This is a genomic window from Paraburkholderia caribensis (assembly GCF_002902945.1).
GTDB classification, from domain to species: domain Bacteria; phylum Pseudomonadota; class Gammaproteobacteria; order Burkholderiales; family Burkholderiaceae; genus Paraburkholderia; species Paraburkholderia caribensis.
The window spans coordinates 774,105-799,775 of record NZ_CP026101.1 but is presented as its reverse complement, the minus strand read 5'-3'; the positions used below and the strand labels follow the sequence as shown (position 1 = coordinate 799,775).

Here is a 25,671-nt window from a genome sequence, read left to right as displayed (position 1 = left end):
AATTAACTTTAAGCAATCCGCGCTTCAGTCTTAGGATCAAACAGAACCGCCTTAGAAACATCGAACATCAGCGACATGCCTTGATCCGGTTGCGGATTTGCGCTCGGGTGGACGCGGCTAACGATACGCTTCCCATTCACCTGCGCAAACACCAACGTATCCGGTCCAGTCGGCTCGATCACATCGACCTTAACGTCGATCGCTTGCAGCTTGGCGTCGTCAGCGTTATGAGCATTGCGAGCATCGGTAATGCGTTCAGGGCGCAGACCCAAAATCACATCCTGCCCGATATGCGACTTCACAGCGCCATCGAAAGGCAGATTCAGCACCGATCGCTTCACACCCGTATCGAGTTCAAGCCCAACGCCCGAACCTTGCTCGACAACCTTACCTTGAATGAAGTTCATCGGCGGCGCACCGATAAACCCAGCCACAAACAGATTCGAAGGCGAATCATAGATCTCTTGCGGCGCCCCAAACTGCTGAACAACACCATCCTTCATGACGGCGATACGATCGCCCAAGGTCATAGCCTCGATCTGATCGTGCGTCACATAAACGATGGTCGTACCCAGGCGTTGATGCAGCAGCTTGATTTCCGAGCGCATCTCGATCCGCAGCTTGGCATCGAGGTTCGACAACGGCTCATCGAACAAGAACATAGCCGGATCGCGAGCCAAAGCCCGCCCCATCGCCACCCGCTGACGCTGGCCGCCTGACAACTGCCCAGGCTTCCGATCCAGCAAATGCTCGATCTGCAACAGCTTCGAAACACGAGCCACAATCTGATCCTGCTCGCCCTTCGCGACCTTCCGGATATTCAACCCGAAAGAAATATTCTCGCGCACCGTCATCGACGGATACAGCGCGTACGACTGAAACACCATCGCGATATCGCGATCTTTCGGCGACAGGTTGTTCACCGTCTTGCCGCCGATCTGAATATCACCCTTCGTCACGGTCTCGAGACCGGCGATCATGTTGAGCAGCGTCGACTTACCGCAGCCCGAGCCGCCGACGAGAATCAGGAACTGACCGTCTTCGATGTCGATATTGACACCCTTCAGGACAGGCACCCCGTTCGGGTAGGTCTTGTACACGTCACGGATGGAAAGGCTTGCCATGCTGTGAATCCTCTAGTCTCTGTACTGCGGATGCGTCGCTAGCTGGCGACGCGAGCCGGATACCGTTGAGCACCGCCGCCCACGCCAACGCGCAAGCAGCGGCCTACACAAAATTAACCCTTCACCGCGCCCGCCGTCAGGCCGCGCACGAAATAGCGGCCGGCGATCACGTAGACGAGCAGCGTCGGCAGTGCCGCGATGATCGCGCCCGCCATGTCGACGTTGTATTCCTTCACGCCCGTCGACGTATTCACGAGGTTGTTCAGCGCCACGGTGATCGGCATCGAATCGACGCCGGAGAACACGATACCGAACAGGAAGTCATTCCAGATCTGCGTGAATTGCCAGATCAGGCACACCATGAAGATAGGCAGCGAGATCGGCATCATGATCTTCGTGAAGATCATGAAGAACCCCGCACCGTCGATACGCGCCGCCTTCACCAGTTCCGCCGGCACGCTCACGTAGAAGTTGCGGAAGAACATCGTCGTGAACGCGATACCGTAGACCACGTGCACCAGCACCAGCCCGCCAATCGTGTTCGACAGGCCGAAGTAGCCTTGCACGCGCGCCATCGGCAGCAGGATCGCCTGGAACGGAATGAAGCAGCCGACCAGCAGCATCGTGAAGAACGCATCCGCGCCGCGGAAACGCCAGTGCGTCAGCACATAACCGTTGAACGCGCCGATGATCGACGACAACAGCACGGCCGGAATCACCATCTTCACCGAATTGAAGAAGAACGGCTGCATGCCTTCGCAACGCACGCCCGTACAGGCTTCGCTCCACGCTTTGATCCACGGCGCGAAGGTCCAGTGCGTGGGCGGCGTCAGCAGGTTGCCGCTGCGCAGCTGGTCGATATCCTTGAACGACGTCGACAGCATCACGTACAGCGGGAACAGGAAGTACAACGCAAACAGAATCAGCGCCGCATAGATGACAACGCGGCTGATGTTCATCTTAGGCTGCATTGCGCGTGCTCCTCGATTCAAGGTACATCAGCGGCACGAGCACGGCCACGACGGTTGCGAGCATCATCATCGACGACGCAGCGCCGACGCCGAGTTGCCCACGGTTGAACGAAAACGTGTACATGAACATCGCGGGCAGCGACGACGACGTGCCCGGACCGCCCGCCGTCAACGCGACGACGAGGTCGAAGGTCTTGATCGTGATGTGGCAGAGAATCAGCAGCACCGAGAAGAACACGGGGCGCATGCTTGGAATCACGATCTTGCGGTAGATAGTGGGCAGCGTCGCGCCATCCACCTGCGCAGCCTTGAAGATCTCGCTGTCCACACCACGCAAGCCGGCGAGGAACAGCGCCATCACAAAACCTGTGGATTGCCACACGGCCGCGATCACGACGCAGAAAATCGCCTTGTCGGGGTCGCCCAGCCAACCGAACGAGAAGCTCGTCCAGCCCCAGTCGTTCAGCACTTTCTGGAAGCCGAGATCGGGGTTCAGAATCCACTGCCAGGCCGTGCCCGTCACGATGAACGACAGCGCCATCGGATACAGGAACACCGCGCGCAATGCGCCTTCGTTGCGAATCTTCTGATCAAGCAGGATCGCGAGGAACAGACCCAGACCGACGCAGATCGCGATAAACGGAATACCGAACCAGCCAAGGTTCGCCGCCGACGTCCACCAGACGTCGTTATCGAACAGTTCGACGTACCGGTCGAAACCGGCGAAATCGTAACGCGGCATCAGTCGCGACGTAGACAGCGACAGATAACCCGTGATGAGAATAAAACCGTAGACAAAGACCAGGCTGATAACAATGCTGGGAGACAACACCAGCTTCGGCATCCAGCGGTCGGCCAATGCCGCCATCGGCGACACGCGTGCTGTTGACGCCGTGCCTTTTGCGTTTCCGCTAATAGAAGCAGTCACAACTTGACTCCTGGAACTGTGCCGTCAGGCATCAGGGGAAGACACCGGAACGGCAGAGGCGCGGTGATGCATTGCACCATGCATCGCACCATCGTCGTCCGGCGCGCATGGATCATTCAAGGCCATACGCGCCGGGCGTTCTGCTACAACTGTGCTACGACTGCCTTACTTGGTCTTCGCAGCCTTCGCGAGTGCAGCAACGGCCGTCTTGGAGTCCTGATTCGAGTTCATGAACTTCGTCACGACGTCCGAGATTGCGCCTGCTGCTGCGTCCGGCTGAGCCATGCCGTGAGCCAGCGACGGCACGTAGCCGCCCGACTTGATAGCCGTCTGTTCATCAGCGTAGGACTTCTTCGCGCAGTCGTCGAATTTATCCATCGACACACCCAGACGAACCGGGATCGAGCCCTTGTACAGGCTGAACTGTTCCTGGAATTCCGGGCTCATGATGGTCTTCGCGAGCGCGAGCTGGCCCGGCGTTGCTGCCTTTTGGCCCTTCTGCTGGAAGAACACGAACGAGTCGACGTTGAACGTGTACGACTTCTCCGTGCCCGGAACGGCTGCGCAGATGTAGTCCGAACCGGACTTCTTGTTCGCGTTCGCGAACTCGCCCTTCGCCCAGTCGCCCATGAACTGCATGCCGGCCTTGCCGTTGATGACCATTGCCGTTGCCAGGTTCCAGTCGCGGCCCGTGCGGCCGCTGTCGAAGTAACCCTGGATCTTGCGGACCGTGTCGAACACCTGGACCATCTTGTCCGAGGTCAGCGTCTTCTGGTCGAGGTCGACGAGCGCCTTCTTGTAGAAGTCCGCGCCTTCCGACAGCACGACGTCTTCCCACAGCGTCAGGTCTTGCCACGGCTGGCCGCCCATCGCGATCGGCTGGATGCCGGCTGCCTTCATCTTGTCGGCGACAGCGAAGAACTCGGTCCACGTGGTCGGCACCTTGCCGCCCGCCTTGTCGAGCGCTGCCTTGTTGATGTACAGCCAGTTGACGCGGTGCACCGAGAACGGCGCCGCGACGTAGTGGCCGTCTGCGTGAATGATCTTGTCGATTTCGGGCGGCAGGTTCTTCTTCCAGTCACCCGCGACGGAGTCGATGTTCACGAGCACGCCTTGCGATGCCCAGTCCTGGATCAGCGGACCCTTGATCTGAGCCGCGCTCGGCGCGTTGCCCGAGATCACCTGGGTCTTCAGTGCCGTCATGGCCGCTGCGCCCGCACCGCCTGCCACCGCGAAGTCCTTCCACGTGTAACCCTGCTTCTGCAGGTCGTCCTTCAGCACGCCGACAGCCTTCGATTCGCCGCCCGAGGTCCACCAGTGCAGCACTTCAACCGATTCGGCCGCCTGTGCCGTGGCGACGCCACACATCAGACCTGCGGCGCACAGGGCGCCCATGATCGCACGGAATTTCATTGCTTATCTCCTCCAGACACCTGAACTAAAAACGAGTGGCCCCTGATGTCACCAGGGTGTGATGGTTGGTCAAACAGGCAATGCGATGGACGGTCGAGCGTCGGGCAGGCACATGGTGATGTGGTTGTGCCGGCGTGCCGAGGTTCGGCCGCGTGACGCTCAAGAGATGAGTGATTTGCGATGCAAGAACTGTCTCCTCTTTTGATTTTTGCCTGCTCCGCCTTCTGACTGCGGCGCGTTGCAGACTCGAGGTGGTCCGCGCACGTCATTCGCTGAAAACGCCTGTCTCCGCCATGCTGCGCCGCACTCGGAGAGCACTCTGGCGCATGCCGGAACGCGTTGTCCATTAACATGCAGGGAAGCTACGTGCACCCGCGAAAAGGCGCTTGTTCACAAGCCCCGCACGCTTTTTTCATCGAATTCACGTTACCTCTTGATTTGGATTGTAGTTAAACTACAATTCAGTGTCAAAAAATATTTTATCGGACTACGGGCGCCTTACAGGCCCATCGGATATCCCACGGAGACGCATGCAAACCGACTCTAGCTTCACCTTCGTTCTCTTCGGCGGAACTGGCGATCTGTCGATGCGCAAGATTCTCCCTGCTCTGTATGAAGCGCACCGTGCAGGCATGCTCGCGGCGGGCGGCAAGATCGTTGCCGTTGCGCGTCATGAGGAAGACCGTGCGAGTTATCTGCAATGGGTCAATGAACACGTGAAGGCGCATGTCGCGAAGAGCGGCGTCGATGAAAACGCGTGGGCGAGCTTTGTCGATCGCATCGAGTACGTGAAGCTCGATCTCGGCCGCGCCGAAGACTTCGTCAAGCTGCGCGATGCGCTGCAAGATCACTCCGGTACGCGCGTGTTTTATCTGGCCACGGGCCCGTCGCTGTTCGTGCCGATCTGCCATGCGCTGGCGTCCGTCGGCTTGAACGAGAATGCGCGCATCGTGCTGGAAAAACCGCTTGGCTACGATCTGCGTTCGTCGAATGCGATCAACGACGCCGTCGGCGAGATCTTCAGCGAAGAGCAGATCTACCGTATCGACCACTATCTCGGCAAGGAGCCCGTGCAGAACCTGCTGGCGCTGCGCTTCGGCAATGCGCTGTTCGAGCCGTTGTGGCGCCGCGAGTGGGTCGAGAGCATCCAGATCACGATTGCTGAAGAACTCGGCGTCGAAGCGCGCGGCGACTTCTACGACAATACGGGCGCGTTGCGCGACATGGTGCAGAACCATTTGCTGCAACTGCTTTCGATCGTCGCGATGGAACCGCCGCATTCGATGGATTCCGATTCCGTCCGCGATGAAAAGCTGCGCGTGCTGCGCGCACTGAAGCCGATCGATCCGCGCGATATCAGCAAGGTCGCCGTGCGCGGCCAGTATCACGCGGGCGTCATTCGCGGCACGTCCGTGCCCGCGTATGCGACGGAACCCGGCGTAAAGCCGGACAGCACGACGGAAACGTTTGTCGCGCTGAAGGTGGAGATCGAAAACTGGCGCTGGGCGGGCGTGCCGTTCTTCCTGCGCACGGGCAAGCGGCTCGCTGATCGTGTCGCGGAGATCGTCGTGAATTTCCGCGCGGTGCCGCATTCTGCGCTCGGCGCGTCGGCGTTGCGCGCGGGCGCGAACCGTCTGGTGATCCGCCTGCAACCGAACGAAACCATTCGCCTCTATTGCCTCGCGAAGAAGCCGGGCGAAGGGATGAACCTGTCGAGCGTCCACCTCGACCTCGCCTTCGACCAGTTCTTCAAGGAAGGCCAGATGGAGGCGTATCAACGTCTGCTGCTCGACGTGATCAACGGACGCCTTGCCCTCTTCGTGCGTCGCGACGAGCAGGAAGCGGCATGGAAGTGGGTCGAGCCGATCCTCAACGAATGGGCCGCGTCGGGCAAGCCGAAGCCTTACGCGGCGGGCACGTGGGGGCCTGCCGCCGCGAGCGCGATGCTTGCGCAGCACGGCACCTGCTGGCTCGAAGAAGAGAATTGAACCGGCGTAAGTGGCGTTTGAGCGGCGCGTTTTGTTTTGTCCTGCGATGATCGATGTCCGGTTCGTAGCGCGCCGTAGGAAGTATCGGTTGAACACAGCATGAATCGCCGCACTGGTCCTGGATCGAAGGACCGTTTGCGGCCGCAGCGGGACACGTCGACGCCGGCTTCTATCGGGAACCGCCGTCGCCCCGCAGCAATTCAGATCAAACAAAGAAAGCAGCATGGAGGAGAAGTGATCGAGCTTCACGCTTTCGACGACCCGCGCGCCCAATCCGACGCGCTGGCGAAGGCGGTCGGCGACGCGTTACATGCGTCGCTCGCCGCCCGTGCGAGCGCCACCCGCGCCCGCGCGACGACGCTTGCCGTGTCCGGCGGCACGAGTCCGCGTCCGTTTCTGCAAACCCTGTCCGCGCAGCCGTTCGACTGGAAGCGCATTGCGGTGACGCTCGTCGACGACCGCTGGGTGCCTGAAACCGACGCCGCCAGCAACGCCCGCCTCGTGCGCGAGACGCTGTTGCAGCATGCCGCGCGTGAGGCCGCCTTTCTTCCGCTCGTGGATACGACGCAATCGCTCGACGCCTGCGTTGCCGCGTTGAACGGCGAAGTCGCGAGCGGCGATCGTCAGCTGCCCGATATCGCCGTGCTCGGCATGGGCGAAGACGGCCACACGGCATCGATTTTCGCGGACGCGCCCGAATGGGATCACGCAATCTCGACGGCCGAGCCGTTCGTCGCCGTGCATCCCGGCGCCGCGCCGCATGCGCGCGTGAGCTGGTCGATGTCCGCCTTGAAGAAAATCGACCGGTTGTTTCTGTTGATCGCCGGTCAGAAAAAGCTCGACGTGCTCAATGCCGCCGCAGCCGCCCAACAAAAAAATGCCATCTCGACGTTGGCGAACGACAAGGGAGTGAGACTCGATGTCTACTGGTGTGCAAACTAAGACTGTCCCCGGCGCGGGCCAGCACGCCGACGGACCGAGGCTGCTTGCCGACATCGGCGGCACCAATGCGCGCTTCGCGCTTGAGACGGGTCCTGGCGAAATCACGCAGGTCCTGGTCTATCCCTGCGCGGACTATCCGGGTGTCGCAGAGGTCATCAAGAAGTATCTGAAGGACAGCAAGATCGGACGCGTGAATCATGCGGCGATTGCGATTGCGAACCCGGTCGATGGCGATCAGGTGAGCATGACCAATCACGACTGGACGTTTTCGATCGAAGCAACGCGCCGCGCGCTGGGCTTCGATACGCTGCTGGTCGTCAACGACTTCACGGCCTTGGCAATGGCACTGCCGGGTCTCACCGATGCGCAGCGCGTGCAGGTGGGCGGCGGCGCGCGTCGTCAGAACAGCGTGATCGGTTTGCTCGGGCCGGGCACGGGCATGGGCGTGTCGGGTTTGATTCCCGCTGATGACCGCTGGATCGCGCTCGGCAGCGAAGGCGGCCACGCAACGTTCGCGCCGATGGACGAGCGGGAAGACCTCGTGCTGCAGTACGCGCGCAAGAAGTGGCCGCATGTATCGTTCGAGCGTGTGGCGGCCGGCCCCGGTATCGAAGTGATTTATCGCGCGCTGGCTCAACGCGACAAGAAGCGCGTGCCCGCGACGCTCGAAGTATCGGAGATCGTGAAGAAAGGCCTTGATGGCGACGCGCTCGCGGCCGAAACGATCGATGTGTTCTGCGGCATTCTCGGCACCTTCGCCGGCAATATTGCGGTGACGCTTGGCGCACTGGGCGGCATCTATATCGGCGGCGGCGTCGTGCCGCGACTGGGCGAAGTGTTCGCGCGCTCGTCGTTCCGCCAGCGCTTCGAGGCGAAGGGCCGCTTCGAGGCGTATCTGAAGAACGTGCCGACTTATGTGATCACGGCGGAGTATCCGGCGTTTCTCGGTGTTTCGGCGATTCTCGCGGAGCAGTTGTCGAACCGTGCGGGTGGCAGTTCGTCAGCGGTGTTCGAACGGATTCGCCAGATGCGCGATGCGCTGACGCCCGCCGAGCGACGCGTCGCGGATCTCGCGTTGAATCATCCGCGTTCGATCATCAACGACCCGATCGTCGATATCGCGCGCAAGGCCGACGTGAGCCAGCCGACGGTGATCCGCTTCTGCCGTTCACTGGGCTGCCAGGGCTTGTCCGATTTCAAGCTGAAGCTGGCGACGGGTTTGACGGGTACGATTCCCGTCTCGCACAGCCAGGTTCATCTTGGCGATACGGCGACGGACTTCGGCGCGAAGGTGCTGGACAACACGGTGTCGGCGATTTTGCAGTTGCGCGAGCATCTGAACTTCGAGCACGTCGAGGCGGCGATCGATCTGCTGAACAGCGCGCGGCGCATCGAGTTCTATGGGCTCGGCAACTCGAATATCGTCGCGCAGGATGCGCACTATAAGTTCTTCCGGTTTGGCATTCCGACTATTGCCTACGGCGATCTTTATATGCAGGCGGCGTCGGCTGCATTGCTCGGTAAGGGTGATGTGATTGTCGCTGTGTCGAAGTCCGGACGTGCGCCGGAACTGCTGCGTGTTCTGGAAGTCGCCATGCAGGCGGGCGCCAAGGTGATTGCGATTACTTCGAGCAATACGCCGCTGGCGAAGCGCGCGACTGTTGCGCTGGAGACGGATCATATCGAGATTCGCGAGTCGCAACTGTCGATGATTTCGCGCGTTCTGCATCTGTTGATGATCGATATTCTTGCGGTTGGGGTGGCGATTCGCCGCGCCGCGCCGGCTTCTGAGGTCAGTGCTGCTGTGACTAAGGCCCGCAAGGGCTCGGATGAGGATACGTCGGCTGTGCTCGACTGGCTGAGTCATGGGGCGGCGGCTTCGCCGCGGGATTGAGGTTTTTGGTTTTTTTTGCCTGCGGCGCTGAGGGTTCGTTGTTGGGGGTTCTCGCGGTGTAGGCGGTTGGACCTTTTTGCTTTGGCGCAGGCATTTCGCGGTGCGTTCTCGTGGCGCGAGTGGTGCTTTTTTGCTGGCTCGGCCTTAGCGTGGGCATTGCGCGGTTTGTCGTGCCGAGGCGCGTGTTGTTCTTCGTTTTTTTGCCTTTTGCGCTGGCATCCGCGTTACGTTAGCGTGCTTCACGCGTCGCCCCTGTGCGGGGCGGCACCTACTTTTCTTTGCCGCCGCAAAGAAAAGTAGGCAAAAGAAAGCGGCTCACACCGCCAATTCTTGACGTTTGCCCACGGGCCCCCAACGTCCCCGCACTTCACATGGCAACGCACCGGTTCGCGTGCGTTGCCAACGTTCTCTCTGTACGTCTCACCCGCCTCATATACCCGCGTCACTGCACGCCGTTCCAGAAAGTCTGCCGCCGCCCAGGTGGCAAACTGTGTGTCGGCCTTCGCGCCATACGCGCATCACTCCGGACCGGGTAGCAGGATTGGTGTTTCTGATAAGAGCGCTAACGTGTGAGGGGCTACAACCTACACACGGTTTGCCACCTGGGCGGCACATACCATTCGCTGCCGCTTGCCCGGGTACGGGTGCCTGAAGCGGGTGAGGCATCTGTTCGAAGCGTTGGCAACGGGCACTACCAAGGGCACGGGCGTGTGAAGTGTGGGGACGTTGGGGGCCCGTGGATAAGAAAAAGCGCTGGCGGTGTGAGCCGCTTTCTTTTGCCTACTTTTCTTTGCGGCGGCAAAGAAAAGTAGGTGCCGCCCCGCACAGGGGCGACGCATGAAGCGAGATAACGTCACGCGGATGCCAGCGAAAGCAAAGACCGACACACCGAACGGCGACGCGCAAACCACAAAACACAGCAGATGCGCCAGAACACCAACCCAACCCGCGCCGCGAAAACCTCTCAACGCCGCGAATGCCACCTCAAAACCAACCCCCTCCCCACAAAACACAACGACCCAGCGACAGCAATCGTAACCCCCATCCCTTGCGGCGACCCGTCATGCCAAAGCCCAACGGCAAAACTGGACAAAGCCCCGAGTGCAAGCTGCATAGCGCCAAACACCGCCGCCGCCGCGCCGGCATTCCGCGGATAGCGATGCATGAGATCCGTCGTGCAATTAGCCGACAGCAAACCGACCACGCCGACCACAAAGAACAACCCGGCGACGATCGACCACAATCCGCCCCACCCTGTCAGACACATCAGCGCGACGAACAGCGACGCAACGAAGCTGATGGTCGCAGCCGCCGAAATAACAGGCAAAGGCCCAGTACGTCCGACAACCCGCGTGTTGATGAAATTCCCAAGCATGATGCCCACGATGTTCAGCCCGAACAGAAACCCGTAATGCTGCGCGGACACATGAAAGTATTCGATGTAAACAAACGGCGTAGCCGTGATGTAAGCGAACATCGACGCGAACGCCATGCCGCCGCACAGCATGTGCCCCCACGTGACGGGGTCTTTCAGCAACGTGCCGTACGCGGCGAATGATTGCAGCACCGCCCCATGTGCGCGCTTCTCGCGAGGCCACGTCTCGGGAACACGCAAGAACGCAGTAACGGCGCAGACCGCGCCAAAAATCGTCAGCGCGACGAAGACGACACGCCAGCCGCCAAGCAGCAACAATTGCCCGCCAATCAAAGGCGCCAGCAACGGCCCGATCGACGTGACGATAGCGAGCATCGACAAAACGCGCGCCGCGTCGCTCGGTCCATGCGCATCGCGGGCAATCGCGCGCGCCAGCACCGATGCCGCACCCGCACCGAGCGCCTGCAAGAAGCGGAAAGTAATGAGCGCGCCAATTGACAGCGACATCGCGCAGGCAATTGTAGCCAGCGTGTACATGATGATGCCGCCGAGCAGCACGGGACGCCGCCCATACGCATCGGACATCGGACCGTACAGCAACATGCCGATCGAGAAGCCCAGCATGAAGCTGGTCAGCGTGCTCTGCGCGGCGCCCACGCTGACGCTGAACGCCTGCGTGATGGACGGCAGGCTGGGCAGGTACATATCGATCGAAATCGGCCCGCACGCGGCAAGCGCGCCGAGCAACAGAATCAGCCGGGCATCCGGCCGGGATCTGACGTCCTGAGACATGGAATTCCATTGAGAAGCAGCGCACGATGACCGGCCGATGCTCGGCCCAACGGACCGCGCCGCGCTGCGGATACGGCCCCCGATTGTACCCGACGCCCGCCATCGCCCCGCCCGCCGCCCACGCCGGGCTTTCCTCGCCTGATCGGTTAAGCTGGCCGTCCGTTCCTTCGATACCGACATCCGACCCAGATGACTGCCTTTCTGCTGATCTGGAGCCCGAAGAAGTGGCCGTGGCCCGAGTTGCCGGACGTCGCCAGACGCGTCGCGGCCGGCGAAGCCGTCACCGACGTCTGGGGCTGCGGCTTCTCGCGCAGCATCCTGCCGGGCGACCGCGTGTTCATCCATCGCGTGACGCTGGAGCCGAAGGGCGTGTTCGCGTCGGGCTACGTGACCCGCGCGCCGTACGAAGTGCCCGACGCGACCAAAAAGCGCGGCTACCGGCTGTGCGTCGATTTCGTCTACGACTATCTGGTCGACGCACATCATGAAGTCGTGATCGCACGCGACGAATTGCGCAAGCATCCGTTCTCCGTGCAGATGTGGGACGCCCAAACCTCGGGCATCTCGATCAAGCCGATGGCCGAGGGCGCGCTCGAAAAACTCTGGATCGAACGCACCGGCAAACGTGCGCGGCCCGTAATCGCGCCGCACGCGGACGCGCCCGCCACGTCGACCAAAGAGCAAGCCTCGCACGCGTGGAGCGCGGCGAACAGAGCCGCTGCCGGCAAGCGCGCGGCGCGGGTCGCGATGTACTTCAGTTCGCCCAAACGGCCCAATAGCACGCCCGGCGACGGCGAAGGCAATGGCGGCGGCGACCCCGGCGACACCTGAGCGCAATACCCGGCGCGTCGCCGCACGGCACGGCTCGCGGCTGACCGCACACGACTCCGGTACAATTTCGTGAGGTCATTCCCAGGCTCGCGCGAATGCTGCGCGCTTCGCGGCAAGCCTTTGCACCGCATCGATATCGCCCTTGTACCGCATTCGCGCCCGTCATAGCCGCCCGACGCGCGAGCCCAACCCAAGCAGGTCCAACGCTCATGTCCAGCAATCAAGAACTCTTCGACCGCGCCCAGAAAACCATTCCGGGCGGCGTCAACTCGCCCGTGCGCGCCTTCCGTTCGGTCGGCGGCACGCCGCGTTTCATCGAGCGCGCGCAAGGCGCGTACTTCTGGGACGCCGAGGGCAAGCGCTATATCGACTACATCGGCTCCTGGGGACCGATGATCGTCGGCCACGTGCATCCCGAGGTGCTGGAAGCCGTGCAGCGCGTGCTGGTGAACGGCTTCTCGTTCGGCGCGCCGACTGAAGCCGAGATCGAGATAGCCGAGGAAATCTGCAAGCTGGTGCCTTCGATGGAACAGGTGCGGATGGTGTCGAGCGGCACGGAAGCGACCATGAGCGCGCTGCGCCTTGCGCGTGGCTTCACGAACCGCAGCCGCATCGTCAAGTTCGAAGGCTGCTATCACGGCCACGCGGACAGCCTGCTCGTGAAGGCTGGCTCCGGCTTGCTGACGTTCGGCAACCCGACCTCGGCGGGCGTGCCCGTCGATATCGCGAAGCACACCACCGTGCTCGAATACAACAACGTCGCCGCGCTCGAAGAAGCGTTCAAGGCATTCGGCAACGAGATCGCTTCCGTGATCGTCGAGCCGGTGGCGGGCAACATGAACCTCGTGCGCGCGACGCCGGAGTTCCTCGGCGCGCTGCGGCGCCTGTGCACCGAATACGGCGCAGTGCTGATCTTCGACGAAGTCATGTGCGGTTTCCGCGTCGCGCTGGGCGGCGCGCAAGAACTGTATGGCATCACGCCGGACCTCACCTGCCTCGGCAAGGTGATCGGCGGCGGCATGCCGGCGGCGGCCTTCGGCGGACGGCGCGACATCATGGCCCATCTCGCGCCGCTGGGCGGCGTGTATCAGGCGGGCACGCTGTCGGGCAACCCCATCGCCGTCGCTGCTGGCCTCAAGACGCTGCAACTGATCCAGGCGCCGGGCTTCTACGACGCGCTGTCGCGCCAGACCACCCGCCTCGTTCAAGGTCTCACGCAAGCCGCGCGCGAAGCCAAGGTGCCGTTCGCGGCGGATTCCGTAGGCGGCATGTTCGGCCTGTATTTCTCGGAATCGGTGCCGGGCAGCTTCGCGGAAATCTCGCGCTGCGACGTGCCGCGCTTCAACACGTTCTTCCACAAGATGCTGGATGCGGGCGTCTACTTCGCGCCGTCGGCGTATGAAGCAGGCTTTGTGTCGAGCGCGCATGACGACGCGATCGTCGACGCCACCATCGAAGCCGCGCGCGGCGCATTCAAGTCGCTCGCCTGAACCACTACGACGAAATACTGAACGGATAACCCGAAGCCGATGTTTTCGCAGAACGATTTCGTCCACATGGAACGCGCGCTGGCCCTCGCCTGGCGCGGCCTGTACACGACCGACCCGAATCCGCGCGTCGGTTGCGTGCTGGTGAAGAATGGCGAGGTGATCGGCGAAGGCTACACGCAGCCTGCCGGGCACGATCACGCGGAAATCCAGGCGCTCAAGGACGCGCGCAGCCGCGGCAACGATACGCGCGGCGCGACCGCCTACGTGACGCTCGAGCCGTGCAGCCACTTCGGCCGCACGCCGCCGTGCGCGAACGCGCTGATCGAGGCGAAGGTCGCGCGCGTGGTCGCCGCGATGGAAGATCCGAACCCGCGCGTGTCGGGACGCGGCCTGACGATGCTGCGCGAAGCAGGTATCGAAGTGCGCTGCGGCCTGCTCGAAACGGAAGCGCGCGAACTGAACATCGGTTTCGTCTCGCGGATGATGCGCGGCAGGCCGTGGGTGCGGATGAAGGTGGCAGCGTCGCTGGATGGCCGCACGGGTTTGCCGTCGGGCGAAAGCCAGTGGATCACGGGCGAAGCGGCGCGCAACGACGGGCATGCGTGGCGCGCCCGCGCGTCGGCGATCCTGACGGGCATCGGCACCGTGAAGGAAGACAATCCGCGCATGACCGTGCGCGCCGTCGATACACCCCGCCAGCCGCACCGCGTGTTGATCGACAGCCAGCTGGAAGTGCCGCCCGAAGCGCAGATTCTGGCCGGCGCGCCGACGCTGATTTTCTGCAGCACGCTCACGCCCCTGCTCGAAGAGCGCGCCGCCGTGCTGCACGACCGCGGCGCCGAGATCGTGCCGCTCGCGAACGAGAACGGCAAGGTCGATCTGCCGCGCATGCTCGAAGAGCTCGCGAAGCGCGAGGTCAACGAACTGCATGTCGAAGCCGGCTACAAGCTGAACGGCTCGCTGTTGCGCGAAGGCTGCGTCGACGAGTTGCTGGTTTATCTCGCGCCAAGCCTGCTCGGCAACGAATCGATGAGCATGTTCAATCTCGCCGCGCCCGGCTCGCTGGATGTGCGCACGCAACTCGAATTTCATGCCGTGGACCGGATTGGCAGTGACGTGCGGATTCTCGCGCGCCTGCTGCCGACGCCGCCTGCGCACTGACCGATAGATAGAGGACACGACACGATGTTTACGGGAATCGTCGCGGCTGTCGGCCGCATTGCAGCGATCAAGCCGCTCGGCAACGAACCGGACGCAGGCGTCCGCCTGACCGTCGAAGCGGGCGGCCTCGATCTCGACGACGTGCAACTGGGCGACAGCATCGCAATCCAGGGCGCGTGCATGACCGTGATCGACAAAACGCCGGCTTCTTTCGACGTCGACGTGTCACGCGAAAGCCTGAACCGCACGGTGGGCCTCGGCGACACGGGCGAAGTGAACCTCGAAAAGGCGCTGCGCTCGCACGATCGTCTTGGCGGCCATATCGTCTCGGGCCATGTGGACGGGCTCGGCACGGTGACGCGCTTCGCGCGCGTGGGCGAATCGCACGAACTGCGCGTGCTGGCGCCGCGCGAGATCGGCAAGTACCTCGCGTACAAAGGCTCGATCACCGTGAACGGCGTGAGCCTCACCGTGAACTCGGTGACGGACCGCGACGACGGCTGTGAATTTTCGATCAATCTGATTCCGCATACGGTTGAAGTGACCACGCTCAAGGCCTTGAAGGAAGGGACGAGGGTCAATCTGGAGATCGACCTGATCGCGCGGTACGTGGAGCGGATGCTCAACGCACCGAAGTAGTCTCGCGCCACTCTTCGCGGCTGAACATTCGTCCGGACGGCATATGCCGTTCGGACGGGCGACTTGCGGGGCGGCGTGGCGTAAAATACGCGCTTTCCCAAACTTCTCGCCAACATGACCCTCGCCTCCACCCTTGAAATCATCGCCGAGCTCAAAGCGGGCCGGATGGTGATTCTTGTCGACGAAGAAGATCGCGAAAACGAGGGCGACCTCGTCATCGCAGCGGAATTCATCACGCCGGAAGCGATCAACTTCATGGCGCGTTACGGCCGCGGCCTGATCTGTCTGACGCTCACGCAGGAACGCTGCAGGCTGCTCAACCTGCCGCTGATGACGCACCGCAACGGCACGCAGTACGGCACGGCGTTCACCGTCAGCATCGAGGCTGCAGAAGGCGTCACCACGGGCATTTCGGCGGCGGACCGCGCGCATACCATCGCCACGGCCGTTGCGGCAAACGCGCGCACCGAAGACATCGTCCAGCCGGGCCACGTGTTCCCGATCATGGCGCAGCCGGGCGGCGTGCTGGTGCGGGCGGGCCACACCGAGGCCGGATGCGATTTCACGGCGCTCGCGGGCCTCACGCCCGCTGCCGTGATCTGCGAAATCATCAAGGACGACGGCACGATGGCGCGCCTGCCCGACCTGCTGACGTTCGCCGAAGAACACGGCCTGAAGATCGGCACGATCGCCGACCTGATCCACTATCGCAGCCGCACGGAATCGATCGTCGAACGCGTCTGCGAACGCACCATGCAAACCGTGCACGGGCCGTTCCGCGCAGTGATGTATCTGGACCAGCCGAGCGGCCAGCCGCACATGGCGCTGGTGCGCGGCACGCCCACGCCGGACCGCGAAACCATGGTGCGCGTGCACGAGCCGCTCTCGGTGCTGGATCTGCTGGAAGTCGGCACGTCCACGCACTCTTGGACGCTCGACGCCGCCATGAAGGAAATCGCCGCGCGCGATCATGGTGTGATCGTGCTGCTGAACTGCGGCGACTCGAAGGAACACATGATCGACGTGTTCAAGGCATTCGACGAAAAGAGCCGGGCCGAGGCGCTCAAGCGCCGCCCGGTGGACTTCAAGACGTATGGCATCGGCGCGCAGATTTTGCGCGAACTCGGTGTCGGCAAGATGCAGGTGCTGTCGAACCCTCGCAAGCTGGGCAGCATGTCCGGCTATGGGCTCGAAGTCACCGGCTTCGTGCCGATGCCGGGCAGCGCGGCCGAAAAGCCGCAAAACTGCTGAACGCATCAACTGCTTTCACGACCAGTTTTCGCCCAGTTCCCGCGTATCTGCGCTCAACCAACACACTACGGATCTCACATGGAAATCGGACAATATCAACCGAATCTCGACGGCGACGGTCTGCGCATCGGCATCGTCCAGTCGCGCTTTAACGAACCCGTCTGCAACGGCCTCGCAGACGCATGCATCGAAGAACTCGAACGCCTCGGCGTGACGGGTGAAGACGTGCTGCTCGTCACCGTGCCGGGCGCGCTGGAAATCCCGCTCGCGCTGCAAAAGCTCGCTGAAAGCGGTCAGTTCGACGCGCTGATCGCGCTCGGCGCGGTCATCCGCGGCGAGACGTATCACTTCGAACTCGTGTCGAACGAAAGCGGCGCGGGCATTTCGCGCATTGCGCTCGACTTCGGCACGCCTATCGCAAACGCCGTGCTGACGACGGAAAGCGACGAGCAGGCGGTCGCCCGCATGACCGAAAAGGGTCGTGACGCGGCGCGCACCGCTGTCGAAATGGCAAACCTCGCGGTCGCGCTCGAACAGCTGGACGGCGGCGACGACGAGGAAGACGAAGACGAAGACGACGAAGAGGAACGGGCATGAAGAGCGCACGCCGACGCTCCCGCGAACTGGCCACGCAGGGGCTTTATCAGTGGCTGCTGTCGGGTTCGCCGGCAGGTGAAATCGACGCGCAGTTGCGCGGTGCCCAAGGTTACGACAAGGCCGACCACGAACATCTGGACGCGATCCTGCATGGCGTGATCCGCGATTCAGAAGCCTTGTCCGCGGACCTCACGCCCTGCCTCGACCGCCCGATCGACCAGCTGTCGCCCGTCGAGCGCGCCGTGCTGCTGGTGGCCGCGTACGAGCTGAAGAATCACGTCGACATTCCGTATCGCGTCGTCATCAACGAGGCAGTCGAACTCGCGAAGACCTTCGGCGGCTCCGACGGCTACAAGTACGTGAATGGCGTGCTCGACAAGCTGTCGGTGAAACTCCGCGAGGCGGAAACGCAGGCGGCCGGCCGCAAGCAGTAAGCGCGCCCAACGCGCGTAGCTGGCTTCAGATGTTGGCGATGCAGGCGGGTCCGGCGTTACGCGGGCCCGCCTTTGTTTTTTGCGCCGCTTTGCGCGCGCTTTTGTATTGAACTGGACTCATCGAATGAACAGCGTGACCGAACCTCTCGTGAAACTGGCCGCCCGCGTCGACGCCATCCAGCCGTTCTATGTGATGGAGCTGGCGAAGCAAGCGGCACTGCTGGAGCGCGCCGGGCGCGACATCATCCATATGGGCATCGGCGAGCCCGATTTCACCGCGCCGGAACCCGTGATCGAAGCCGCGACGCGGGCGCTGCGCAGCGGCGTCACGCAGTACACGAGCGCACTCGGCATTCACCCGCTGCGCGAGGCGATCGCCGGTCATTACAAGTACGCGTATGGTCTGGACATCGATCCCGCCCGAATCGTCGTGACGGCAGGGGCTTCGGCGGCGCTGTTGCTGGCGTGCGCGGCGCTCGTCGACCGCGACGACGAAGTGCTGATGCCCGACCCGAGCTATCCGTGCAACCGCCATTTCGTCGCCGCCGCCGAGGGCAAGCCTGTGCTGGTGCCAAGCGGCCCGGCCGAGCGCTTCCAGTTGACGGCCGATGACGTCGAGCGCCTGTGGAACGCGCGCACGCGCGGCGTGCTGCTCGCCTCGCCGTCGAATCCGACGGGCACGTCGATCGAGCCGGCAGAGCTGAAGCGCATCGTCGAAGCGGTCCGCGCGCGCGGCGGCTTCACGATCGTCGACGAGATTTATCAGGGCTTGAGTTATGACGCGCCGCCCGTGTCGGCGCTGTCGTTCGGCGAGGATGTCGTCACCGTCAACAGCTTTTCGAAGTACTTCAACATGACGGGTTGGCGGCTGGGCTGGCTCGTGGTGCCGCCCGCGCTCGTCGGCGCATTCGAGAAGCTCGCGCAGAATCTGTTCATCTGCGCGTCGGCGCTTGCGCAGCACGCGGCGCTCGCCTGCTTCGAGCCGGATACGCTCGCGATCTACGAAACGCGCCGGCTGGAGTTCAAGCGCCGCCGGGATTTCATCGCGCCCGCGCTCGAATCGCTGGGCTTCACGGTGCCCGTCATGCCGGACGGCGCCTTCTATGTCTATGCGGACTGCCGCAGCGTCGCGCATCCCGCCGCCGGGGACAGCGCCGCGCTGACGAGCGCGATGCTGCACGACGCGGGTATCGTGCTCGTGCCAGGCATGGACTTCGGTTCGTATCAGCCGCGCGAGTATATCCGGCTGTCATATGCGACGGCGTATTCGAAACTCGAAGAGGCTGTGGAGCATCTGCGGAAGCTGTTCGGCGGGTAAGTGCGCGGCGGCGGTGCCCGCGCACCGCTGAAAACTAGCCTCAAGGCGTAAGAAAACTCGCCATCGAACAAAAAGGGCACCCGAAGGTGCCCTTTTCTCTTATGCAACCAGCGTGTTCGAACTCGATCAGGCGCCCAGTTCAGGCTGCTGCGCCGCGTGCTTCGCCGCATTCGCGCTTGCGTCATCTTGTTCCGCGCCCGTCACGGGCGTTGCGGCGCTCAACGGGTGGCCGTCGAGCGTCATCTGCACGCGCTTGTTCGCACCGTTCGACGCGGCGGCTGCCGGCGACGAGGTCGAAGCCGTCACCGTCGACGGAGCCTGCGGAGAGTTGATCGGCACCTTGCGGCCACGCGCGATATCGCGCAAGCGCGTGCGCTCGGCCATCACCTTCGCGCCGTAACCGCCGTCGTCCTGGGACGTCGAGCCGACGTACAGGCGCAGACCGCCCGGCAGCGAGCCGCCACGCGCGATGCAATCCTTTAGCACGATCGCGCCGACCTTGATGTTCGCGAGCGGTTCGAGCGCCGCGCTCTGGCCGCCGAAGTAGCGGAACTTGTCCGAGTGAACCGTGGACATCACCTGCATGAGGCCCTTTGCGCCCACGCCGCTTTCCGCGTACGGGTTGAAGCCCGACTCGATCGCCATCACGGCGAGCAGCAGCAGCGGATCGAGGCCGACTTCGCGGCCGGTGTCGAATGCAGCCTTCACGAGTTCGCTGACGGGCTCCTGAGCGACGCGATAGCGCCGCGCGATGAAGGTCGCGACGAGGTCCTGCTCGCGGGTGGAAACCAGCACGCGGTCGTCGCGGGCGTCAGGCGACACGCGTTGCGACGGAATCATCGAAGCGATCGTGCCGACGCTGGGCAGCGTGCGCGGGTCGAGGCCGTTGAGCGCAGCCGAAGAAAGCCCGGTGCTCACGCCCGTACCGGACGGCGCCGTGAAGCTGCTGTTGTCGCTGGCGACGTTGTAGCCGGCGTCAGCGGCGGCAGCCGCCGTGTTGGGGTTGTCCGCCGGGCTCGACGAGATGGACGAGCTCGACAGCGTATCGTCTTGCGGCGCCGCGTTGCCGCGCTGTTGCGGCGCAAACGACGGCAGCGGGTTGCCCTGCAGCAGACGGGCGGGGCCAGCCTGCACGGCGGCCGTAATGAAGGGCATCAGCCGCGTTGCCAGCGTCAGGCGCCAGCTCGGCATCAGCCACAGCGTGAGCGCGAACAGGACTGCAAACCCGCCAACCACGCTGAAAAGATGATGACTTACACGCGTCCCTTGACGCAGCGCGCCGCGCATGACTTGCGCGATCCGCTCGTTGGGACGCCACGATAACCAGGCGTTCATTCAGATCTCCCATGTTGCTGGCTTTCGCGAACACCGAAAAAAAGACCGGCTGGACTACTGTTCGAAAGAGCCAAGACGCCGCCTGCTCTGGTTAAGGCGACAACGACGTCGGGAAAACGGCAAAAAGTACCGTTGGGGAGCCAAAACCTTAAAAAGGGCCGCCTGCATGCCGAAAAGGCACGCACACGATGGCTCCCACGCGAAAAACCAGCGTCGATATGCGCTGGTGGAGACTACATTTGACCGTCAATACCGAGCAGGGGCGGTAAGAGCGACGCGTAGCGTCTGAAGGACCGGGGGACGGTGGTAAAAACTATCAATTCCCTGCAACCAATGTGTCCGGATTCTAGCAGGGTTTTATAGATCGTCAACACTATAGAATGTCAAAACTATAACCAATTGTAATAATGAACACTGTTCAGACCGCCGAATCCCCCTGCGCAAGGGGCTTTCCGGCCGATTGGCAAATTCGGTATTCAACGTGCGCTTCCTAACGCAGGTAAAATCGACAATCCGTTCGGGCCGCTTGTTGGTCGGTTGATGTCACCGCGCCGCCCGCTTCGCCACCGTTTTCAGCCCTTGCATGGCCGCTTCACGGCTGCCAGACCGGACCGATGAAATACAAAGACCTGCGCGACTTCGCGAGCCGCCTCGAAACGCTCGGCGAACTGCGCCGAATCTCGCAAAACGTGTCGCCTATCCTGGAAATGACCGAGCTGTGCGATCGCGTGCTGCGCGCGGGCGGGCCCGCGCTGTTGTTCGAGTCGAAGCAGACTCATGCGTTCCCGGTGCTCGGCAATCTGTTCGGCACGCCACGGCGCGTCGCGCTCGGCATGGGCATCGATACCGCTGCGCAAGGCGCCGCCGACAGCGACAGCGCGGCGCTGGAGTCGCTGCGCGATGTCGGACGGCTGTTGTCCGCGCTGAAGGAGCCGGAGCCGCCCAAGGGCCTCAAGGACGCTGGCAAGCTGCTGTCGCTCGCGAAGGCCGTGTGGGACATGGCGCCGAAGACGGTGAGCGCGCCGCCCTGTCAGGAAATCGTCTGGGAAGGCAATGACGTCGATCTCGCGAAGCTGCCCATCCAGACCTGTTGGCCCGGCGACGCAGGACCGCTGATCACCTGGGGGCTGACCGTCACCCGCGGGCCGAACAAGACGCGGCAGAACCTCGGCATCTATCGTCAGCAGGTGATCGGGCGGAACAAGGTCATCATGCGCTGGCTCGCGCATCGCGGCGGCGCGCTGGACTTCCGCGAGTTCGCGCTGAAGCACCCCGGCAAGCCGTATCCCGTCGCCGTGGTGCTCGGCGCCGATCCCGCGACGATCCTCGGCGCGGTGACGCCCGTGCCCGACACGCTGTCCGAATACCAGTTCGCCGGCCTGCTGCGCGGCGGACGCACCGAGCTGGCGAAGTGCATCACGCCCGGCGTCGATACGCTGCAGGTACCCGCCCGCGCGGAGATCGTGCTGGAAGGCTTCATCTACCCGCAGGAAGGCGCGTTGGCGCCCGCGCCCGCAGGCGCGCCGCCGCGTCCGTCGAAAGGCGCGAGCGCCGCTTACGAGCACGCGCTCGAAGGGCCGTATGGCGATCACACCGGCTACTACAACGAGCAGGAGTGGTTCCCCGTCTTCACGATCGAGCGCATCACGATGCGCCGCGACGCGATCTATCACTCCACTTACACCGGCAAGCCGCCCGACGAGCCCGCCGTGCTTGGCGTCGCGCTGAACGAGGTGTTCGTGCCGCTGCTGCAGAAGCAGTTCACCGAGATCACCGACTTCTATCTGCCGCCCGAAGGCTGCAGCTACCGGATGGCCATCGTGCAGATGAAGAAGAGCTATCCGGGCCACGCAAAGCGCGTCATGTTCGGCGTGTGGAGCTTCCTGCGGCAGTTCATGTACACGAAGTTCATCGTGGTCGTCGACGAGGACGTGAACATCCGCGACTGGAAGGAAGTGATCTGGGCCATCACCACGCGCATCGACCCGACGCGCGATACCGTGCTGGTCGATCGCACGCCAATCGACTATCTGGATTTCGCGTCGCCCGTCGCGGGACTCGGCTCGAAGATGGGGCTCGACGCGACCAACAAATGGCCCGGCGAAACCGACCGCGAATGGGGTCGCCCAATCGTCATGGACGATGCCGTGAAAGCGCGCATCGACGGACTGTGGAGCGAACTCGGTCTGTGAGTCGAGCAAGGTTTCAATAACAACAAATCATCAACACGGTTGGACGGATGCATAGCTTGTCGATGTTGTCGGATGGTTTTTTTCTGTCGTTGTCGTTGTGCCTCGATATCGGTCTCGTCAACGTCGCGATCATCTCGCTGACGTTGTTACACGGCTTCAGACCGGGCTTCTGGCTCGGCCTCGGTTCCTGTTTCGGCGATCTCATCTACGCGGCCCTCGCGCTTGCGGGCATGGCAGCGCTGCTGCAATTCGAATCGGTGCGCTGGGTCGTATGGATCGGCGGCGCGGCGATCCTGCTGTTCCTTACGTGGAAGATGGCACGCGAGGCGCTGGTTCCCGCCTCGGCGCCGCCCGTCGAAGGCGAAGCCGATGCCGCCACGCCGCATCTCGATCCCGCGCGCGGCTTCCTGCGCGGCGTGCTGCTCGCCGTCTCGTCGCCCAGCGCGATCCTGTGGTTCGCAGCCGTCGGCGGGGCGCTGATCGCCAAGGCAGGCGCGACGACGGTGACGACCGCGCCGGTATTCCTCGGCGGCTTTTTTTTCGGCGGGCTGTGCTGGACGCTTTTCATCTGCGGACTGGCGAGCCACGGGCGCAAACGCGCGGGCACGGGTCTGCTGCGCATCTGTCACGTGCTATCCGCGCTGTTGTTTGCTTATTTTTCGTACAGCGTGATCGTCAATGGCTACCACGACCTGATCGTTCAGACTGCGCACGCAGCAAGCTGATAAGAAGCGTCATGGCCGCGAGGCGATCGGCCCGTGAAATGCAAACGGCGCAACGCGGCGATCAGCCGGCGTTGCGCCGTTTTTCCATTCGACTTGCGTAGCGCCGTTGGGCTACGCAGCCAGAACATCAATAGCGGTAATACGGACGGCCGTAATAGCCGTGACGGTAATAAGGCCGGTGGTAGCCGTAGTACCCGCCAACGACGACAGGCGGCGGCGCATAAACCACGGGCGGCGGCGCGTAGACCACCGGCGGCGGCGGAGGCGCGTAATACACAGGCGGCGGCGCGGCATACACGGGATACGCGGGCACACCGATGCCGATACCAACCGACACATGAGCCTGCGCCGCAGTGGCCATGCCCACCCCGAGTGCGGCAGCAGCGATAAACGGAATGATCTTCTTCACTTGTATTTCTCCTGGCGGCTCGGCTATCACTGCCGGGTCGCATGACGGACATGCTCTGAATTCAATGTATCGAAAAAGCCTGCATGGCGTTGTCTGCATTTGTTGCAAATTGCAATTACCGTAAAGCGGCCGGTCGGTCAGCGCCCTCTTTGTATTGGTCAGATGATGCAGATCATCGCGAAAATCAAGGGCTTGGCCGCCGGTTGGCGGCAGATCGGGCGTCCCCACCGTCCCTGCCAGTCGGGCCTCGCGCGCTTTGGTAATGTTTATTTACAAATTTACCAGTCTGCGTTGCGGGCACGCATCAGTCGCAGCTAAAAGGCCGGAAAGCGCCGCGCAAGCGAAAAACGCCCGGCGCGTGGCCGGGCGTTTCGTATGTTCGGCAATGAAATGAGCGTCAACCGACTTTCACATAAGTGAACTCGCGCGTGACGTTGGGCGGCACATAAGCGCCGCTGATCTTGACCCGAGGCGTAAGACGCTTCTTCTGATCCCACCAGCGACGGCGTTGGGAATGTGTGAGGAACCGCAAGTGCTTTCGGTAAGCAAAGATGCTCATCGTAACCTCCCGATTCTGACTGCGAGACATTGAAAACCAAGGTGACTGCCAATCCACTCCTACGGAAATCCTGAAGCAGTTTTCGCGCCTGTTTGCCCGTGCTGCCACGACCATGCGTGGCGAGCGCCCCTGAAAGCATCAGTTGACCGCGAAACGCGCGTCGGCATGCGCCCAAACCACCTGCGGAAACCGCCAGTTCGCGCCCTGGATTTATTGGAGCGCGATACTCGAGCTTCCTCGTTCAGTCCCGTCGGGAGCAGGAACCATGTCCCAGCCTTCCCTGCCGCGCCTCGGCTTCGTCGGCGCGGGCCGGATTGCGCGCTGCCTTGCGCCCGGCTTCGCACGCGCCGGATATCCCGTCACGGCCATTGCGAGCCGCTCGCCCGAATCGGCACGGCGACTCGCCAGTCAGATCGAATCCTGCGCCGCGTATGACGATCCTCAGCGGGTCGTCGAGTCGGCGGACATACTCTTTTTAACCGTCCCCGATGACAGCATCGGTTCGACAGCGAACACACTCGCGTTTCCCGCCCGCGCGGCGCCCGGCAAGGAAGCCTGGGCCGTCGTGCATTGCAGCGGTGCGTCGCCCGTCGAACTGCTTGCCCCGGCGCGGGACCAGGGCGCGTCGATCGGCGGTTTTCATCCACTTTACCTGTTCAGCGGCGATTTGACAGATGTCGATCGTATCGCCGGGTGCTCGGTGACGATCGAGGCCGACGGCGCGCTCAAGGACGCGCTGACGGCACTCGCCGCCGCATTGCGCTGCCATCCGCTGTCGATTCCCGCTGGCGGGCGGCTTCTGTACCACGCGGCGGCCCACTATGCGGCGAGTTTCGCCTTATGCAGTCTGGCTGAGAATGTGAATCTGTGGCGCAAGCTCGGCTTCGACGAACACGACGCGCTGCGCGCGTTGCTCCCGATGATGGCGGGCACGCTCGAAACGGCGCGCGACCGGGGCCTTGCCAACGCGCTCGCGGGACCGGTTTCGCGCGGCGACCTCGGCGTGGTGGAAAAGCAACTGTCGCTGATGGAGGAACTCGGCGGCGATCATGGCGTGCTGTTCGGACTGATGTCGCGACGCGCGGTCTCGCTCGCGCGCCAACGCGCGACGCCGCCCGCCGCCGTGGACGCCATCGGCGCGGCAGTCGAGCGCTCGCTGACCCGCACCCTCGAAGGCGCGGCGAAAGGTGCAAGCGCCGAGTAAGCCGTGATAATGTGACGTCCGGCATGAGCGGGCCGTCATGTCTGCCGTCCCTGACGGGGCGCGGCGGCACGGACGGCCCGCCGGCAACGCTGGACCACC

Annotated in this window: 22 protein-coding genes; 14 read left to right on the top strand and 8 right to left on the bottom strand. The window is 62.9% G+C overall.

Going from position 1 to position 25,671, the window contains the following annotated elements:
- Positions 1-8: 8 nt before the first annotated feature.
- From C2L66_RS03535 to C2L66_RS03520, 4 genes are all read right to left on the bottom strand, one after another.
- Entirely contained in the window at positions 9-1,124 is a 1,116-nt protein-coding gene (locus tag C2L66_RS03535) for an ABC transporter ATP-binding protein (RefSeq protein WP_054933976.1), read from the bottom strand.
- Between the two features lie 113 nt (positions 1,125-1,237).
- Complete coding sequence (locus C2L66_RS03530; protein WP_176054276.1) at positions 1,238-2,095, bottom strand: carbohydrate ABC transporter permease; 858 nt, start codon at positions 2,093-2,095, stop codon at positions 1,238-1,240.
- Positions 2,085-3,023, bottom strand: coding sequence for a carbohydrate ABC transporter permease (locus C2L66_RS03525; protein ID WP_054933974.1), 939 nt, complete (start codon positions 3,021-3,023; stop codon positions 2,085-2,087). The genes C2L66_RS03530 and C2L66_RS03525 overlap by 11 nt, the downstream gene beginning before the upstream one ends.
- Before the next feature lie 165 nt (positions 3,024-3,188).
- Entirely contained in the window at positions 3,189-4,436 is a 1,248-nt protein-coding gene (locus tag C2L66_RS03520; RefSeq protein WP_054933973.1) for an ABC transporter substrate-binding protein, read from the bottom strand.
- Positions 4,437-4,966: 530 nt separating this feature from the next.
- Here C2L66_RS03520 and zwf point away from each other — a divergent pair.
- The 3 genes from zwf (at position 4,967) to C2L66_RS03505 (ending at position 9,260) form a co-directional block, all read left to right on the top strand.
- Complete coding sequence (gene zwf, locus C2L66_RS03515; protein WP_060601991.1) at positions 4,967-6,424, top strand: glucose-6-phosphate dehydrogenase; 1,458 nt, start codon at positions 4,967-4,969, stop codon at positions 6,422-6,424.
- Between the two features lie 234 nt (positions 6,425-6,658).
- Complete coding sequence (pgl, locus tag C2L66_RS03510; protein ID WP_060601993.1) at positions 6,659-7,366, top strand: 6-phosphogluconolactonase; 708 nt, start codon at positions 6,659-6,661, stop codon at positions 7,364-7,366.
- On the top strand, positions 7,344-9,260 hold the full coding sequence (locus C2L66_RS03505) for a bifunctional transcriptional regulator/glucokinase (RefSeq protein WP_060601996.1): 1,917 nt from the start codon (positions 7,344-7,346) through the stop codon (positions 9,258-9,260). The genes pgl and C2L66_RS03505 overlap by 23 nt, the downstream gene beginning before the upstream one ends.
- Before the next feature lie 964 nt (positions 9,261-10,224).
- Here C2L66_RS03505 and C2L66_RS03500 read toward each other — a convergent pair.
- Positions 10,225-11,427: a Bcr/CflA family multidrug efflux MFS transporter gene (locus tag C2L66_RS03500; protein ID WP_054933968.1), complete on the bottom strand. Its 1,203-nt coding sequence runs from the start codon at positions 11,425-11,427 to the stop codon at positions 10,225-10,227.
- Between the two features lie 189 nt (positions 11,428-11,616).
- Between C2L66_RS03500 and C2L66_RS03495 the strand changes: the two genes are divergently transcribed.
- The 8 genes from C2L66_RS03495 to C2L66_RS03460 all read left to right on the top strand — a co-directional run bounded on the left by C2L66_RS03495 (position 11,617) and on the right by C2L66_RS03460 (position 19,148).
- A complete protein-coding gene (locus C2L66_RS03495; RefSeq protein WP_060601999.1) occupies positions 11,617-12,258 on the top strand; it encodes a hypothetical protein in 642 nt (213 codons plus the stop codon).
- Positions 12,259-12,467: 209 nt separating this feature from the next.
- Positions 12,468-13,748, top strand: a complete 1,281-nt coding sequence (gene hemL / locus C2L66_RS03490; RefSeq protein WP_060602001.1) for a glutamate-1-semialdehyde 2,1-aminomutase — start codon at positions 12,468-12,470, stop codon at positions 13,746-13,748.
- A gap of 39 nt (positions 13,749-13,787) precedes the next feature.
- Positions 13,788-14,909, top strand: a complete 1,122-nt coding sequence (gene ribD / locus C2L66_RS03485) for a bifunctional diaminohydroxyphosphoribosylaminopyrimidine deaminase/5-amino-6-(5-phosphoribosylamino)uracil reductase RibD (RefSeq protein WP_060602003.1) — start codon at positions 13,788-13,790, stop codon at positions 14,907-14,909.
- Between the two features lie 24 nt (positions 14,910-14,933).
- Positions 14,934-15,548: a riboflavin synthase gene (locus C2L66_RS03480; protein ID WP_054933964.1), complete on the top strand. Its 615-nt coding sequence runs from the start codon at positions 14,934-14,936 to the stop codon at positions 15,546-15,548.
- Between the two features lie 114 nt (positions 15,549-15,662).
- The gene (gene ribBA / locus C2L66_RS03475; RefSeq protein WP_042310510.1) at positions 15,663-16,799 is read left to right on the top strand and encodes a bifunctional 3,4-dihydroxy-2-butanone-4-phosphate synthase/GTP cyclohydrolase II; all 1,137 of its coding nucleotides are present in this window, start codon (positions 15,663-15,665) and stop codon (positions 16,797-16,799) included.
- 78 nt (positions 16,800-16,877) lie between these two features.
- Positions 16,878-17,396, top strand: a complete 519-nt coding sequence (gene ribH, locus C2L66_RS03470; RefSeq protein WP_054933963.1) for a 6,7-dimethyl-8-ribityllumazine synthase — start codon at positions 16,878-16,880, stop codon at positions 17,394-17,396.
- The gene (nusB, locus tag C2L66_RS03465) at positions 17,393-17,830 is read left to right on the top strand and encodes a transcription antitermination factor NusB (protein ID WP_007749953.1); all 438 of its coding nucleotides are present in this window, start codon (positions 17,393-17,395) and stop codon (positions 17,828-17,830) included. Before ribH ends, nusB begins: the two co-directional genes overlap by 4 nt.
- A gap of 124 nt (positions 17,831-17,954) precedes the next feature.
- On the top strand, positions 17,955-19,148 hold the full coding sequence (locus C2L66_RS03460) for a pyridoxal phosphate-dependent aminotransferase (RefSeq protein WP_060602006.1): 1,194 nt from the start codon (positions 17,955-17,957) through the stop codon (positions 19,146-19,148).
- Positions 19,149-19,274: 126 nt separating this feature from the next.
- Here the strand turns inward: C2L66_RS03460 and C2L66_RS03455 are convergent, their stop codons facing one another.
- Positions 19,275-20,483 carry a transglycosylase SLT domain-containing protein gene (locus tag C2L66_RS03455; RefSeq protein ID WP_060602009.1) on the bottom strand — a complete coding sequence of 403 codons (1,209 nt, stop codon included), beginning with the start codon at positions 20,481-20,483 and terminating at the stop codon, positions 19,275-19,277.
- A gap of 614 nt (positions 20,484-21,097) precedes the next feature.
- Here C2L66_RS03455 and C2L66_RS03450 point away from each other — a divergent pair.
- Together C2L66_RS03450 and C2L66_RS03445 are read left to right on the top strand one after the other, a co-directional pair.
- A complete protein-coding gene (locus tag C2L66_RS03450) occupies positions 21,098-22,675 on the top strand; it encodes a UbiD family decarboxylase (RefSeq protein ID WP_060602011.1) in 1,578 nt (525 codons plus the stop codon).
- 47 nt (positions 22,676-22,722) lie between these two features.
- Positions 22,723-23,400: a LysE family translocator gene (locus C2L66_RS03445; protein WP_103323679.1), complete on the top strand. Its 678-nt coding sequence runs from the start codon at positions 22,723-22,725 to the stop codon at positions 23,398-23,400.
- A gap of 127 nt (positions 23,401-23,527) precedes the next feature.
- Here C2L66_RS03445 and C2L66_RS03440 read toward each other — a convergent pair whose 3' ends face one another.
- Both C2L66_RS03440 and C2L66_RS41150 read right to left on the bottom strand, forming a co-directional pair.
- Complete coding sequence (locus C2L66_RS03440) at positions 23,528-23,809, bottom strand: hypothetical protein (protein ID WP_054933970.1); 282 nt, start codon at positions 23,807-23,809, stop codon at positions 23,528-23,530.
- Between the two features lie 397 nt (positions 23,810-24,206).
- Entirely contained in the window at positions 24,207-24,368 is a 162-nt protein-coding gene (locus tag C2L66_RS41150) for a hypothetical protein (protein ID WP_007735200.1), read from the bottom strand.
- A gap of 265 nt (positions 24,369-24,633) precedes the next feature.
- Between C2L66_RS41150 and C2L66_RS03430 the strand changes: the two genes are divergently transcribed.
- Positions 24,634-25,572 carry a Rossmann-like and DUF2520 domain-containing protein gene (locus C2L66_RS03430; protein WP_060602014.1) on the top strand — a complete coding sequence of 313 codons (939 nt, stop codon included), beginning with the start codon at positions 24,634-24,636 and terminating at the stop codon, positions 25,570-25,572.
- Positions 25,573-25,671 lie beyond the last annotated feature (99 nt).